General features: G+C 71.8%; 12 protein-coding genes. 7 read left to right on the forward strand and 5 right to left on the reverse strand.

What is annotated here, in order from left to right; all coding sequences use genetic code 11:
- Window positions 1-15: 15 nt before the first annotated feature.
- Entirely contained in the window at window positions 16-906 is an 891-nt protein-coding gene (locus ACWD4O_RS20355) for a Gfo/Idh/MocA family protein (RefSeq protein WP_451281544.1), read from the forward strand.
- A gap of 1 nt (window position 907) precedes the next feature.
- Here ACWD4O_RS20355 and ACWD4O_RS20360 read toward each other — a convergent pair whose 3' ends face one another.
- Window positions 908-1,243: a hypothetical protein gene (locus ACWD4O_RS20360; RefSeq protein ID WP_451281546.1), complete on the reverse strand. Its 336-nt coding sequence runs from the start codon at window positions 1,241-1,243 to the stop codon at window positions 908-910.
- 33 nt (window positions 1,244-1,276) lie between these two features.
- Complete coding sequence (locus tag ACWD4O_RS20365; RefSeq protein WP_451281547.1) at window positions 1,277-2,167, reverse strand: GNAT family N-acetyltransferase; 891 nt, start codon at window positions 2,165-2,167, stop codon at window positions 1,277-1,279.
- A 233-nt stretch (window positions 2,168-2,400) separates the two neighbouring features.
- On the opposite strand from ACWD4O_RS20365, the gene ACWD4O_RS20370 reads away from it, so the two are divergent.
- Entirely contained in the window at window positions 2,401-3,513 is a 1,113-nt protein-coding gene (locus ACWD4O_RS20370; protein ID WP_451281549.1) for a PP2C family protein-serine/threonine phosphatase, read from the forward strand.
- Here ACWD4O_RS20370 and ACWD4O_RS20375 read toward each other — a convergent pair.
- The gene (locus ACWD4O_RS20375; protein WP_451281551.1) at window positions 3,473-5,716 is read right to left on the reverse strand and encodes an MMPL family transporter; all 2,244 of its coding nucleotides are present in this window, start codon (window positions 5,714-5,716) and stop codon (window positions 3,473-3,475) included. The two genes, ACWD4O_RS20370 and ACWD4O_RS20375, sit on opposite strands and share 41 nt — an antisense overlap.
- A 132-nt stretch (window positions 5,717-5,848) precedes the next feature.
- Between ACWD4O_RS20375 and ACWD4O_RS20380 the strand changes: the two genes are divergently transcribed.
- The 4 genes from ACWD4O_RS20380 to ACWD4O_RS20395 all read left to right on the forward strand — a co-directional run bounded on the left by ACWD4O_RS20380 (window position 5,849) and on the right by ACWD4O_RS20395 (window position 10,266).
- Window positions 5,849-6,055 (forward strand): hypothetical protein, encoded by a 207-nt coding sequence (locus tag ACWD4O_RS20380; protein WP_450944926.1) that lies wholly within the window; start codon window positions 5,849-5,851, stop codon window positions 6,053-6,055.
- Between the two features lie 49 nt (window positions 6,056-6,104).
- Window positions 6,105-7,508, forward strand: a complete 1,404-nt coding sequence (sthA, locus tag ACWD4O_RS20385) for a Si-specific NAD(P)(+) transhydrogenase (protein ID WP_451281553.1) — start codon at window positions 6,105-6,107, stop codon at window positions 7,506-7,508.
- A 314-nt stretch (window positions 7,509-7,822) separates the two neighbouring features.
- A complete protein-coding gene (locus tag ACWD4O_RS20390) occupies window positions 7,823-9,295 on the forward strand; it encodes an APC family permease (protein ID WP_451281555.1) in 1,473 nt (490 codons plus the stop codon).
- Between the two features lie 11 nt (window positions 9,296-9,306).
- A complete protein-coding gene (locus ACWD4O_RS20395; protein WP_451281557.1) occupies window positions 9,307-10,266 on the forward strand; it encodes a hypothetical protein in 960 nt (319 codons plus the stop codon).
- 24 nt (window positions 10,267-10,290) lie between these two features.
- Here ACWD4O_RS20395 and prcB read toward each other — a convergent pair whose 3' ends face one another.
- Entirely contained in the window at window positions 10,291-11,148 is an 858-nt protein-coding gene (prcB, locus tag ACWD4O_RS20400; protein WP_451281726.1) for a proteasome subunit beta, read from the reverse strand.
- 71 nt (window positions 11,149-11,219) lie between these two features.
- Entirely contained in the window at window positions 11,220-11,615 is a 396-nt protein-coding gene (locus tag ACWD4O_RS20405) for a YybH family protein (protein WP_450944922.1), read from the reverse strand.
- Window positions 11,616-11,672: 57 nt separating this feature from the next.
- On the opposite strand from ACWD4O_RS20405, the gene ACWD4O_RS20410 reads away from it, so the two are divergent.
- Entirely contained in the window at window positions 11,673-12,293 is a 621-nt protein-coding gene (locus ACWD4O_RS20410; RefSeq protein ID WP_451281559.1) for a nucleoside/nucleotide kinase family protein, read from the forward strand.
- Window positions 12,294-12,332: the final 39 nt, after the last annotated feature.

Below are 12,332 nucleotides of genomic sequence, written 5' to 3' on the forward strand. Positions count from 1 at the left end.
GGGAGAGTCAGCGGTATGCGCATCGGTCTGCTCGGCACCGGCCCTTGGGCCCAGATGGTCCACGCGCCCGTCCTCGCCGCCCACGACGACCTGGACTTCGTCGGAATCTGGGGCCGGCGCCCGGAGGCCGCGAAGGAACTGGCCGACCGCCACGGGACCCGGGCCTACGACGAGGTCGACGCCCTGCTGGCGGACGTGGACGCGGTGGCCGTCGCCCTGCCGCCGGACGTCCAGGCGCGGCTCGCGGTGCGGGCCGCCGGGGCCGGCTGCCATCTTCTGCTGGACAAGCCCGTCGCGGCGACGGTCGCGGGAGCGCAGGCCGTGGTGCGGGCGGCGACGGAGGCACAGGTCGCCTCGGTCGTCTTCTTCACCAGCCGGTTCGGGTCCGAGCCCAGCGCCTGGATCGCCGAGCAGGCGGCCGTCGGAGGGTGGTTCACGGGACACGCCCAGTGGCTCGGGGACGTCTTCCACAGCGACGGCGACAGCCCGTTCGCCACGCCCTGGCGCGGTGAGAAGGGCGCGCTGTGGGACGTCGGTCCGCACGCGCTGTCCATGCTGCTGCCGGTCCTCGGCGACGTCCGCCGGGTGACGGCCGCGGCCCATGGCCCCGGCGACACCGTCCACCTCGTCCTGGACCATGCCGCCGGCGCCTCCAGCACGCTGACGCTCAGTCTGACGGCCCCGCCCGCGGCGACGGGCGCGAGCCTCGAACTCCGCGGCACGGCCGGGGTGATCCAGCTGCCCCGGAGCACGGGAGACGCCCACACCGCCCTCACCCGGGCCGCGGACGAACTGCTCGCCGCGGCCCGCGACGGCCGCCCCCACCCCTGTGACGCGGCTTTCGGGCTGCGCGTGACGGAGATACTGGCCGAGGCCGAGGCCCTGCTGGAGGCCGGGACGCGCTGACTCAGTCCGCCCGGTCCGCTTCGAAGGGCTCGTCGCTCCACCGGAACCAGGCCACGTCGTCCTCGATGTGCAGCAGGAACTCCGGGACGGGCCCGCGGGGCGAGATCAGCGACACCCGGCGGCGTATCTCGGACTGGAGGAGTTCCCACTCCTGCCAGTCCTCGGCCTCCATCAGCACCAGCTCACGGGTGAACAGGGGCTCGACGGCGTGGTACGCCGGTCCGGCGGTGAAGCGCCCCGACAGCCAGGGGAAATCCGCCTCGGCGACGACGATCTCGCCGAGGTCCGCCCGGCCGGCGAGGTCGCGGACCTGCCAGACCTCGCCGTCGAACCCCATCACGCCTCCGTCAGCCGAAGATCACCCGCGGGATCACCCGCCGATCTCGAAATTTACCCGTTCCCGGACGATCGGGTAGCCGGCCCGGGCGAAGTGGGCCGCCATCGGGAAGTTGCCCTGGTCGGTGGCGGCGGCGATGAACTCGGCGCCCCGCTCGACGAGATAGTGGGTGCACTCGGCGAGCAGGTCGTAGGCGTACCCGTGGCCCCGCTGTTCCGGCAGGACGCCGATGAAGCCGACGCACGGGCCGGAGGGGTTGTGGGCCGGGATGTGGATGCCGGCCAGGTCGCCGTCCGGGGTACGGGCGACCTGCCACCACTCGCGCGGGGACGGGCACCAGCGGAAGAAGTCCATCTCCTCCTGGGCGGCCCGGTCGACGCCGCCTTCCTTGATGGCCTTGCGGGCATGGGCGTCGAGGGTGTCGGAGTGGATGCGACGCAGGGCGTCGAAGAAGACCGCGTCGTCGGGTTCGGGCGAGAAGGTCAGCCGGCCGGGGCGCTCGGGCAGGCCGCACTGCGGGGTCCAGCGGTACACGAAGCGCTCGACCAGCGGGGTGTGGCCGGCCGCGCGGGCCACGGCGTGCCGGGCCTCGACGGCGGCTCGCATGGCGGGGTCGTCCCGCCAGCCGCCGGGCATGACCAGCTCCAGGCCGACCTGCCAGGGCGCGGTGCGCAGGAGTTCGGCGGCGGCCTCCTCCTCGCCGTCGGCGAAGTCGAACCACTCGACGACGAGGGGTTCGGCGTCGTCCGGGCCGCCCCACCAGACGGCGCGGGCGACGACCCGGCCGTCGCGCAGGGCGACGCGCTTCCACTGCGGGCGGTAGGCGATTTTGCCGAAGGCCTCGGCGGCACGCAGCGGGTCGGGCAGGGTGTCGAACAGATGAACGTCGCTCTCGTCGAGAGCGCGGATGACCAGATCGGTCACGGATTCCTCCGGGATGCGTACGGCTTGGGTGCGCTCCCGGGCATCTGACACGGAGGTCAGACGGGACACGCCGGGGTCACGGGGTGGGAGCGCGGGACTGGTGTGAACTTCATGGCGCTCGCCTCCTTCCGTGGGTGTCCGGGCGTGCGCTCACACGTTAGGGGGTCGTTCTCGCTCGCGTCCATCGGTTTTCTCGGCGTGCGCGGGCCCGTGCCGGGGTGGAGCGTGGGGGTGTGGCACGACAGGACGGGGACCGGCCGGACGGGCCGGACCGGCGCGGGTGGCTGCGGGGCGCGCCGCCGCCGCGCTGGGTGCGGGCGCTGCCGCTCGTCCTGATCGCGGGCGTCTGCGCCGCCACGCTGGCCAGCCCCGACCCGCTGGACATCGGCTTCGTGCTGGGCGCGATCCCGCCGCTGGCCGTCCTGTCGTACGGGCCCGTGGCGACCGCGCTGCTCGGTGCGGCGGTCGTCGTGATGCTCAACGTGCCCGCGTTCCAGCTGGACCGGCCGGGGCAGACCGATGTGCTGACGGTGTGCTTCGTCGCCGTGCTGAGCGTGTTCGTGGCGTTCGTGCGCCGCCGCCGGGACGTCCAGCTGGACACCGAGCGCACGATCGCCGAGGCCGCGCAACGCGCCCTGGTGCCGCCGGTGCCCGAGCGGGTGGGGCCGGTGCGCTGCGCGGGCCTGTACCGGGCGGCGCAGGAGGGGACGCTGGTCGGCGGCGACTTCTTCGACGTGCGGACGAGCGCCCACGGGGTGCGGGCGGTGCTGGGCGATGTGCAGGGGCACGGGCTGGCCGCGGTGGCGACGGTGTCCGCGCTGCTCGGCGCGTTCCGGGAGGCGGTGCTCGACCTGCCGACCCTGGAGGAGGTGGCCGCCCGTCTCGACCGGCGGCTGGTGGTGGACTCGGCGCGGGTCGCCCATGCCGAGCTGTTCGCGACGGCCGTCCTGCTGGAGTTCACACCGGACGCGGACGCCGTGCGTGTCGTCGTCTGCGGGCATCCGCCGCCGGTGCTGCTGCGCGAGGGGCGCGCGAGCGAGGTGGACGCCGTCCCGTGGACGCCCCTGGGGCTCGGCCTCCCGCAGGGCGCCGCGCTCACCGCGCACGTCCTGCCGCTGCGCCCCGGCGACCGGCTCTTCCTCGCCTCGGACGGCGTCTCGGAGGCCAGGGACGACGCCGGCGTCTTCTACCCGCTCCTCGACCGGCTGCCCGCCCTCGCCGCGGACGGCGACCCCGACCCGGCGGCGACGGCCGACCGGGTGTGGGCGGACGTCCTGCGGCACTCGCCCACCGTCCGCGACGACGTCACGATGCTCGTCCTCGCGCCCCGGGGCCCTGATCGGTGAGGGTCTCCGCGTCGCCCTCGGCGTCGATGTGCGGCAGGATCCGGTCCAGCCATCGTGGCGTCCACCAGGCGTGCTTCCCCAACAAAGTCATCACGGCGGGCACCATGAGCAGCCGTACGACGGTGGCGTCGATCAGCACGCTGACCGCGAGGCCCAGGCCCAGCATCTTGACCACGATGTTGTCGCTGATGATGAACGCCGCGAACACGCTCACCATGATCAGGGCGGCGCAGGTGATGACCCGGGCGGTGATCTCCAGGGCGTGGGCGACGGAGTCCTTGGCGTCGCCGGTGCGCAGCCAGTTCTCGTGGACGCGGGAGAGCAGGAAGATCTCGTAGTCCATGCTCAGGCCGAAGATGATCGCGAACATCATCATCGGCACATAGCTCTCGATGGGCACGTCGCCGTTGACGCCCAGCGCGGGACCGCCCCAGCCCCACTGGAAGACGGCGACGACGACGCCGTACGAGGCCGTGATCGACAGGACGTTGAGGACGGCGGCCTTCACCGCGACGAGGAGGCCGCGGAAGACGGCGAGGATGATCAGGAAGGCCAGGCCGACGACCACACAGATGATCAGCGGCAGCCGGCTGGCGACGATGTCGCGGAAGTCGACCTGGGCGGCCGTGGTTCCGGTGACATAGCCCTTGGCGTCGTAGCCGGAGACCGCGTCCGGCAGGGTCGTGTCCTTGAGCCGGTTCGTCAGCTCGGTGGTGACGGCGTCCTGCGGGGCCTGGGCGGAGTAGACGGTGGCGAGCAGGACGTCGCCGTCCTGGGTGGGCGTCAGCGGGGTGACGGTGGCCGCGTCGGGAACGGCGTTCAGGCTCTTCTGCGCCTGGGACTGGAGGTCGGAGCGTTTGTCGGAGGGGACGGACGTCTGGTCGATGACGACGGTGAGGGGCCCGTTGGAGCCGGGGCCGAAGGCGTCGGTCATCAGGTCGTAGGCCCGCCGGTCGGTGAAGGAGGTGGGATCGGCCCCGTCGCCGATGTGACCGAGCTGGATGGAGAAGACGGGGATGGCGAGGATCGCGATGACGGCGACGCCGCCTCCGAGGTACTGCCAGGGTCTGCGCTCGACGCGCTTGGCGTAGCGGTGCCAGGTGCCGTGCGGGGTGGCGCCCGGTGCGGCGTCGGTCTCGGCGACGGGCTTTCGCACGTGCCAGCGGTCGATGTGGTGGCCGATGAGCCCGAGCATGGCGGGGACGAGGGTGAGGGCGCCGATGACGGCGGAGACCACGGTGATGGCGGCGGCGAGGCCGAGTTTGCCGATGAAGGACACCCCGGACGCGTACAGGCCCATCAGCGCGATGATCACGGTGGTGCCGGAGACGAGAACGGCGCGGCCGCTGGTGGCGGTGGCGTGTCCGGCGGCCTCGGCGGGGTCGGCGCCGTTCATCAGGTTCTGCCGGTGCCGGGTGATCAGGAACAGGGCGTAGTCGATGCCCACGCCGAGGCCGATCATGGTGGCGAGGGTCGGTGAGACGGTCGCGAAGGTGAACGCGGCGGCCAGCAGCCCGAGGACGGCGAGTCCGCCGACGACCCCGACGAGCGCGGTGACCAGGGGCAGTCCGGCCGCGATGACACTGCCGAAGCCGATGAGCAGGACGACGACGGCGACCGCGAAGCCGATCGCCTCGCTGATGAAGTCGTTGGCCTTGGGCCGGGCCAGTTCGCCGAGCGTGCCGCCGTACTCGACGTCGGCGCCGGCCGCGCGCAGCGGCTGGACGGCCTGGTCGACGCCGGTCAGGTAGTCGTCGCCGAGGGTGTTGGGCTGCTCGTCGAAGCGGACGGTGATGTAGCCGGTCTTTCCGTCGCTCGACACCGGACCGACCTTGGTCGGGCTGACCGAGAGGGGGTTCTGCACCGAGAGGACATGGGGCAGTTTCTGCAGGTCGCCGACCGTGGTGGACATCTGCGAGCTCAGGGCGCTCAGGGCATGTTCGTCGTCGTGCAGGACGATCTGGGCGCTGTATCCGCCCGCCTGCGGGTCGTGCTCCTTGAGGACGTCGAGGCCCTTCTGGGACTGGGTGTCCGGCAGTTGGAAGTTGTCCTCGTAGGTTCCGCCGACGGTGCGGTCGAGCACCTGGAGGGCGACGAGGGCCACCAGCCAGGCGACGATCACGAACAGGAAGTGGCGGGCGCACCAGGCGCCGAGCCTGCGCAGTCCCCCGCGTCGCGGTTTCCCAGCGGTGGTGGGTGCCATGGGCCCATTACACGTCCACCCGATCTTCGCGGCATCTCGGACGCACCCGATCCGGAACTGATCGCGATTGCAGGGTGCGGCCACAGGATGAATGGTGTTAGTACATTCCTTCGGACCCGAGGAGCAGATGCCATGCCGAAGCCGAAGCCAGGCGCCTCCGGGCCGTCCCCGGACCGCGTCACCCCGGACGACCTGCTCCACACCCGCACCGGCACCGAGGTGTCACCGGAGGACATGGTCCTCGTCACCGGGCGGGACCTCACACCGCGCAACCTCGAGTGGGCGCGCCGCAAGCTCGACGAGGAGGGACCCTCCGCCATCGAGAAGCTGCTGCCGTGACGTAGCGGCCTCTTCCGCCGCGGGCACCGCAACTGTCAGACTGCGGAGGATGCCCGACTTCGACATGCTCGTCCTCGGATCAGGTCCCGGCGGTCAGAAGGCCGCCATCGCCGCGGCCAAACTGGGCCGCCGGGTCGCCGTCGTCGACCGCCCCGACATGGTCGGCGGGGTCTCCCTCCACACCGGCACGATTCCCTCCAAGACGTTGCGCGAGGCGGTGCTCTATCTCACCGGGCTCACCCAGCGCGACCTGTACGGCCAGAGTTACCGCCTCAAGGAGAACATCACCGTCGCCGACCTGACCGCCCGGACCGAGCATGTGGTCGGGCGGGAGATCGACGTCATCCGCAGCCAGTTGTCCCGCAACCATGTCGCGCTGTTCGCCGGCACCGGCCGGTTCGTCGACGCGCACACGGTCGCCCTGCGCGAGATCACCGGGCAGGAGCGGCTGATCAGCGCCGAGCACATCGTGATCGCCACCGGGACGCGGCCGGCCCGGCCGGACAGCGTGGAGTTCGACGGGCGGACGATCCTCGACTCGGACAACGTCCTGACGGTCGAACGGGTGCCGCAGTCGATGGTGATCGTCGGCGCCGGGGTGATCGGCATGGAGTACGCGTCGATGTTCGCCGCGCTCGGCAGCAAGGTGACCGTGGTGGAGAAGCGGGCCGGGATGCTCGACATGTGCGACGTCGAGGTCATCGAGTCGCTCAAGTACCACCTGCGGGACCTGGCGGTGGCCTTCCGGTTCGGGGAGACCGTGGCCGCCGTGGAGCGGCATCCCCGGGGCACGCTGACCGTGCTGGAGAGCGGCAAGAAGATCCCGGCGGACGCGGTGATGTACTCGGCCGGCCGACAGGGCCTGACCGATGAACTCGACCTCGACAAGGCGGGGTTGGCGGCCGATCCGCGCGGCCGGATACCCGTCGACGAGCACTACCGCACGCAGGTGCCGCACATCTACGCCGTCGGTGACGTCATCGGCTTCCCGGCGCTCGCGGCGACGTCGATGGAGCAGGGCCGGGCGGCCGCGTACCACGCCTGCGGCGAACCCGTCGGGCAGATGCACCACCTCCAGCCGATCGGCATCTACACCATCCCGGAGATCAGCTTCGTGGGGCGGACGGAGGACCAACTCACCGAGGAGCGGGTGCCCTTCGAGGTGGGCGTCGCCCGGTACCGCGAACTGGCCCGCGGGCAGATCATCGGCGACGCGCACGGCATGCTCAAACTGCTGGTCTCGCCCGAGGACCGCAAGCTGCTGGGCGTGCACTGCTTCGGCACCGGGGCGACCGAGCTGATCCACATCGGTCAGTCGGTGATGGGCTGCGGCGGGACCGTCGACTACCTGGTCGACGCGGTGTTCAACTACCCGACGCTGGCGGAGTCGTACAAGGTCGCCGCCCTGGACGCCACCAACCGGCTACGACAGTTGGACCGCATCGGGGACTGAACAGGGACCGAGCAGGGTCCGAGGGGGAGAGCGAGCGGGGGCCGAGCAGAGACCGAGCGGGGGCCGAACCGGCGGTCATGAACATTACCCACCCGTCAATCTTGAAAGCTCAATCGGTGGGGCTATAGTCACTCGCACACTCGGTGTGACCGTCCGCCGACACAGAGCTGGAACGGTATCCTCCGCGCGCCCGCCGCCGACGTTTCCCGAGGTCACCCCCTCGCGATGCGCGGCGGTGCTCCACTCCTCACCCCCCATACGCCGTCGGGTCCTCCCCGCATCGGGCGGCGTGCACGACGGAAAGCGGCACAACGATGAGCAACAGCACCGGAAGAGGGCTCCAGGCGAACGTGCTGGGCACCTTCGACACGGTGGTGATGGCGGTCGCGGGCAGCGCCCCGGCCTACTCCATCGCCGCCACCACGGCGGTCCTGGCCGGCGCCGTGGGCCTGGCCGGTCCGGCCGCGCTGCTGTACTGCGCGATACCCATGCTGGGCATCGCGCTGGCCTTCAGCCGGCTCAGCCGGATCGACGTCAACGCAGGCGCCAGCTACTCATGGGTGGGGCGCACGCTCCACCCCTTCCTGGGCTTCATCAGCGGCTGGGCGCTGGTCATCTCGGCGACCATCTTCATGGTCGCGGGCTCACTGCCGGCCGGTTCGATGACGCTCGCCCTGTTCGACGAGGACCTCGCCGACAACACCGCCCTGTCGACCGTCGTCGGCGCCGCCTGGTTCCTGGTGATGCTGGCGGTGGTGCTGGGCGGGGCCCGGCTCACCGTACGCGCACAGTTGATCATGTCGGGTGTGGAGCTGGCGATCCTGGCGCTGTTCGCGGTGCTCGCCGTCTTCCACACGGACAAGGCACTGCCGTTCGACTGGTCCTGGCTCGGTTTCGGTCACTTCGACGGGGTGTCCGGCTTCGCCTCGGGCGCACTGGTCGCCGCGTTCTACTACTGGGGCTGGGACGTGACCAGCAACCTCAGCGAGGAGACCCGCAACAGCCGCCGGACGACCGGTCTCGCCGGACTCATCGGCGTGGGCATCGTCTTCCTGCTGTTCGAGGTCTTCACCATCGCGGTGAACATCATCCTCAGCTCGCGGCAGATCGAGGACAACGGCGCGAACGTACTGGCGGCGCTGGGCGAGGAGGTGTGGCCCGGCTGGGGCGGCAAGCTGCTGATCGTGGCCGTGATGCTGTCCACCGTCGCCACCCTGGAGACGACCCTCATCCAGGTCACCCGCTCGCTGTTCGCGATGGGCCGCGACCGTACGATGCCGTCCGCGCTGGGCAAGGTGCACCGCGAGTGGAACACGCCCTGGGTGGCGATCTCGGTGGTGGGCGGGGTGGCGCTGGTGCTGTTCGTCGCCTCCAACGCGCTGGGCTCGGTGGGCGACATCCTCGGCGACGCGATCTCGGCGATCGGTCTGCAGATCGCCATCTACTACGGCCTGGCGGGCCTGGCGGCCGTCGTCGCCTACCGCAAGACGCTGCTGAAGTCGCCGTCCGACTTCCTCCTCGGCGGGCTGTGGCCGCTGTTCGGCGCGCTGTTCATGTTCTGGATCTTCGTGGAGTCGCTCGGTGAGCTGGACCCCGCGGCGATCGCCATCGGCATCGGCGGACTCGCCCTGGGGCTGGTGCCGATGCTCTGGTACTGGCGGCAGGGCAGCGACTACTACCGGCCCGCCCGGCTGGACGCCTCGCAGACGGTCGAGACCGACTACCTGCCGGACGGTGACAAGGCCGGGCAGAGCCCTGTCCACGAGGGTCTCTCCACCGACTTCTGAGAGGGGACCCGATGGCGCGGGACCGCTTCGCCCCCGATTTCGACCCCGACTGCGGGGACGCCGCCCTCTCCTCCACCCGGCACGACATCGTCATCGGCCGCTGGCAGGGGCTGCGGGAGCTGCTGCGCACGACCGGACCCGACTGGCTCGTGCGCGGTCACCGGGTGCGGCTGCTGGCGCAGGCCTGCGCGGGCAGTTCGACGGTGGAGACCTGGCTGGCCGCCGAGCCGCACAGCGCCGACGCGCTGGTGCTGCGGGCGGCCACGGAGACCGCCCGGGCGTTCAACGTCGCCATCGCGGCCGGCCGGGGCGCGCCGGTCGACCGGACCCGTGTCGACGCCGCGGTGCTGGCCTGTCTGGCCGCGACCGAGGCGTATCTGGACGACCCCACGCCGTGGACCTCGCTGATCTCGGTCGCCCGGCTCTACCCGTCCGGGGTCCGGCGGCAGGAACTGGCCCGCTGGTGGGACGAGTTGCACCGGCGGGACCCTTACAGCATGGAGGGCCACCTCCAGGTCCTGCACTACTACTCGGCCCGCTGGCACGGCTCGCACGGCCTGATGTACGACTTCGCCCGGGACGCGGCCGGCGTGGCCCCGCCGGGCTGTCCGCTGCCGGTGCTGGTGCAGTACGCGCGCGTCGAGGAGTTCCGCCACGCCCTCGACGCCGCGCAGGGCCGTTCCGCCTCGGTGGCCCTGAGCCAGCACTGGAAGAACGACGGCGCCGTCAGCGACGTCCGCCGCACCTGGGAGCGCTGGATCATGGGCCGCTCGGGAGAGGCCGTCGCCCCGGGCGAGCTGCGCGACTTCAACTACCTCGCGCACGCCGCGTGTTCGGCGGGCGCCCCGGAGGTGGCGGCGCCGCTGCTGCGGGCCGTCGGCCGCCGGGCGACCCGCGCTCCCTGGTCGTTCACCGGGGATCCCACGCAACAACTCGTCAAGTGGCGCAAGGAGTGGGGGGTACGCGACTGAACCGGGCGCTCGGCCCCGGCCGGGTCACGGAGCGGCGTTCGGGCCGTCCGGCCGGCTGCTGCGGCGCTCGACCATCTCACGGCTGAGCGCCTCCGTCTCCGGCTCGGGCAGCCGCTCGAAGCCCTCCTCGGTGATCACCGAGACGATCGGGAAGATCCGGCGGCTGATGTCGGGGCCGCCGGTGGCGGAGTCGTCGTCCGCCGCGTCGTACAGCGCCTGGAGCGCGGCGAGGGCCGCGTCCCGCCGCGACATGTCGGCGCGGTACAGCTTCTTCAACGCCCCGCGCGCGTACGGGGAGCCGGAGCCCTCGGCGTGGAAGGGCGACTGCTCGTACAGGCCGCCGGCCACGTCGAAGCTGAAGATACGGCCCCGGGCGCCCGAGACGGCGGCCGCGGTGTCGTAGCCGACCAGGAGCGGGACGACGGCGAGGCCCTGCATGGCCTGACCGAGGTTCTGCCGGATCATCGTGGCCAGCCTGCGCGCCTTGGCGCCGAGGGTCATGGCGACGCCCTCGACCTTCTCGAAGTGCTTGAGCTCGACCTGGTACAGCTTCACCATGTCCAGCGCGAGGCCGACGGTGCCGGCGAAGGCGACGGCGGTGTGGTCGTCCGCCGGGTGCACCTTCTCCAGGTCGCGCTGGGCGATGACGTTGCCCATGGTGGCGCGGCGGTCACCGGCGATCAGCACCCCGTCGCGGTAGGTGAGGGCCAGCACGGTGGTGCCGTGCGGGAAGCTGTCCGGGGCGGCCCGGACGCCGTCCGGGAACGGCGGGCGGGTCGGAAGCAGCTCGGGGCGGTGCACCGCCAGGAACTCGCTGAACGACGAGCCTCCCGCCGTGAAGAACTCGTCGGCCAGCCGGCCCTCCTGCCCACGCTCGCCCATACCGCTCATGTCATTCCTCTCGCCGCCCGCTCCGACATCCCCTACCTACCAGCGGCCCACGGCCGGGAAACTCAGTCGTGCGGGAACGAATGGTGCTCGTGGGCGATCAGCCAGCGGCCGCGCTCCTTGCGCAGGCCGAAGGTCAGCCGCAGCCGCAGGGTGGGCTGCGCGGCCAGTTCCTGTGGTGTGCCGCAGCGCAGCAGGGCGTGTGCGTAGGCGACGTCGTGCCCGGCGGTGACGTCGAGCGTGTCGATGTCGAACCGGGCGCCCTGCGCCTGCCAGGCGAAGAACGGCGGCCAGCAGGCCCGGTAGGCGGCCAGTCCGCGGATGCCCTCGTGCGGCGCCGGCACGTCGTACATGACGAGGTCCTCGGTGTGTCCGGCGACGACGGTTTCGAGGTCGCCGCGGTGGACGGCGGCGGCCCAGCGGCTGATCAGGACGCGGATCTGCGTCTCGTCGTCGTACACGGTCGTCCTCCTTTCGGTACGGGGGTCTCCTTCCAGGAGACTGCGACACTCGGCTGTGTGCTCACTTTCGACGATCTGCTGTTGCGCGCCCGTGCGCTCGCCGGGGACGGGCGGCGACGTGTGCTGCTCGGCATCGCGGGCAGCCCCGGCGCGGGCAAGACCACTCTGGCCGAGCGTCTGGCGCGGGAGCTGGACGGCGCCGCGCACGTCCCGATGGACGGCTTCCACCTCGCCGACGCGGAGCTGGACCGGCTCGGCCGCCGCGACCGCAAGGGCGCGCCGGACACCTTCGACGCGGCCGGGTACGCGGCCCTGCTGCGGCGGCTGCGGGAGGACACCGACGAGGTGGTGTACGCGCCCGGCTTCGAGCGGGTGCTGGAGCAGCCGATCGCGGGTGCCGTCCCGGTGGCGCCGTCCGCCCGGCTGATCGTCACGGAGGGCAACTACCTGCTCCTCGGCACGGGCGTGTGGACGCGTGTGCGCGCCGAGCTGGACGAGGTGTGGTTCTGCGAGACCGACGAGGAGGAGCGGGTCCGCCGTCTGGTCGCCCGGCACGAGCAGTTCGGCAAGGGGCACGCGGAGGCGGTGGCCTGGGTGGAGCGGAGCGACCGGCGCAACGCCGAGCTGGTGGCGACGACGCGGGAGCGGGCGGATCTGGTGGTGCGCGTACCCGTCTGACGCCGACCGCGTTGTCAGTGCCTGCCGTTACGGTCGGTG

This window comes from Streptomyces sp. NPDC002623, assembly GCF_053592635.1.

What these genes read in the sequence shown, in the direction of transcription:
- ACWD4O_RS20355 (WP_451281544.1), top strand. Translation starts at nt 16, where the DNA reads ATGCGCATCGGTCTGCTCGGCACCGGCCCTTGGGCCCAGATGGTCCAC.
- ACWD4O_RS20380 (WP_450944926.1), top strand. Translation starts at nt 5,849, where the DNA reads ATGCCGAAGCCGAAGCCAGGCGCCTCCGGGCCGTCCCCGGACCGCGTC.
- sthA (WP_451281553.1), top strand. Translation starts at nt 6,105, where the DNA reads ATGCCCGACTTCGACATGCTCGTCCTCGGATCAGGTCCCGGCGGTCAG.
- ACWD4O_RS20395 (WP_451281557.1), top strand. Translation starts at nt 9,307, where the DNA reads ATGGCGCGGGACCGCTTCGCCCCCGATTTCGACCCCGACTGCGGGGAC.
- prcB (WP_451281726.1), bottom strand. Translation starts at nt 11,148, where the DNA reads ATGGGCGAGCGTGGGCAGGAGGGCCGGCTGGCCGACGAGTTCTTCACG.
- ACWD4O_RS20390 (WP_451281555.1), top strand. Translation starts at nt 7,823, where the DNA reads ATGAGCAACAGCACCGGAAGAGGGCTCCAGGCGAACGTGCTGGGCACC.
- ACWD4O_RS20360 (WP_451281546.1), bottom strand. Translation starts at nt 1,243, where the DNA reads ATGGGGTTCGACGGCGAGGTCTGGCAGGTCCGCGACCTCGCCGGCCGG.
- ACWD4O_RS20375 (WP_451281551.1), bottom strand. Translation starts at nt 5,716, where the DNA reads ATGGCACCCACCACCGCTGGGAAACCGCGACGCGGGGGACTGCGCAGG.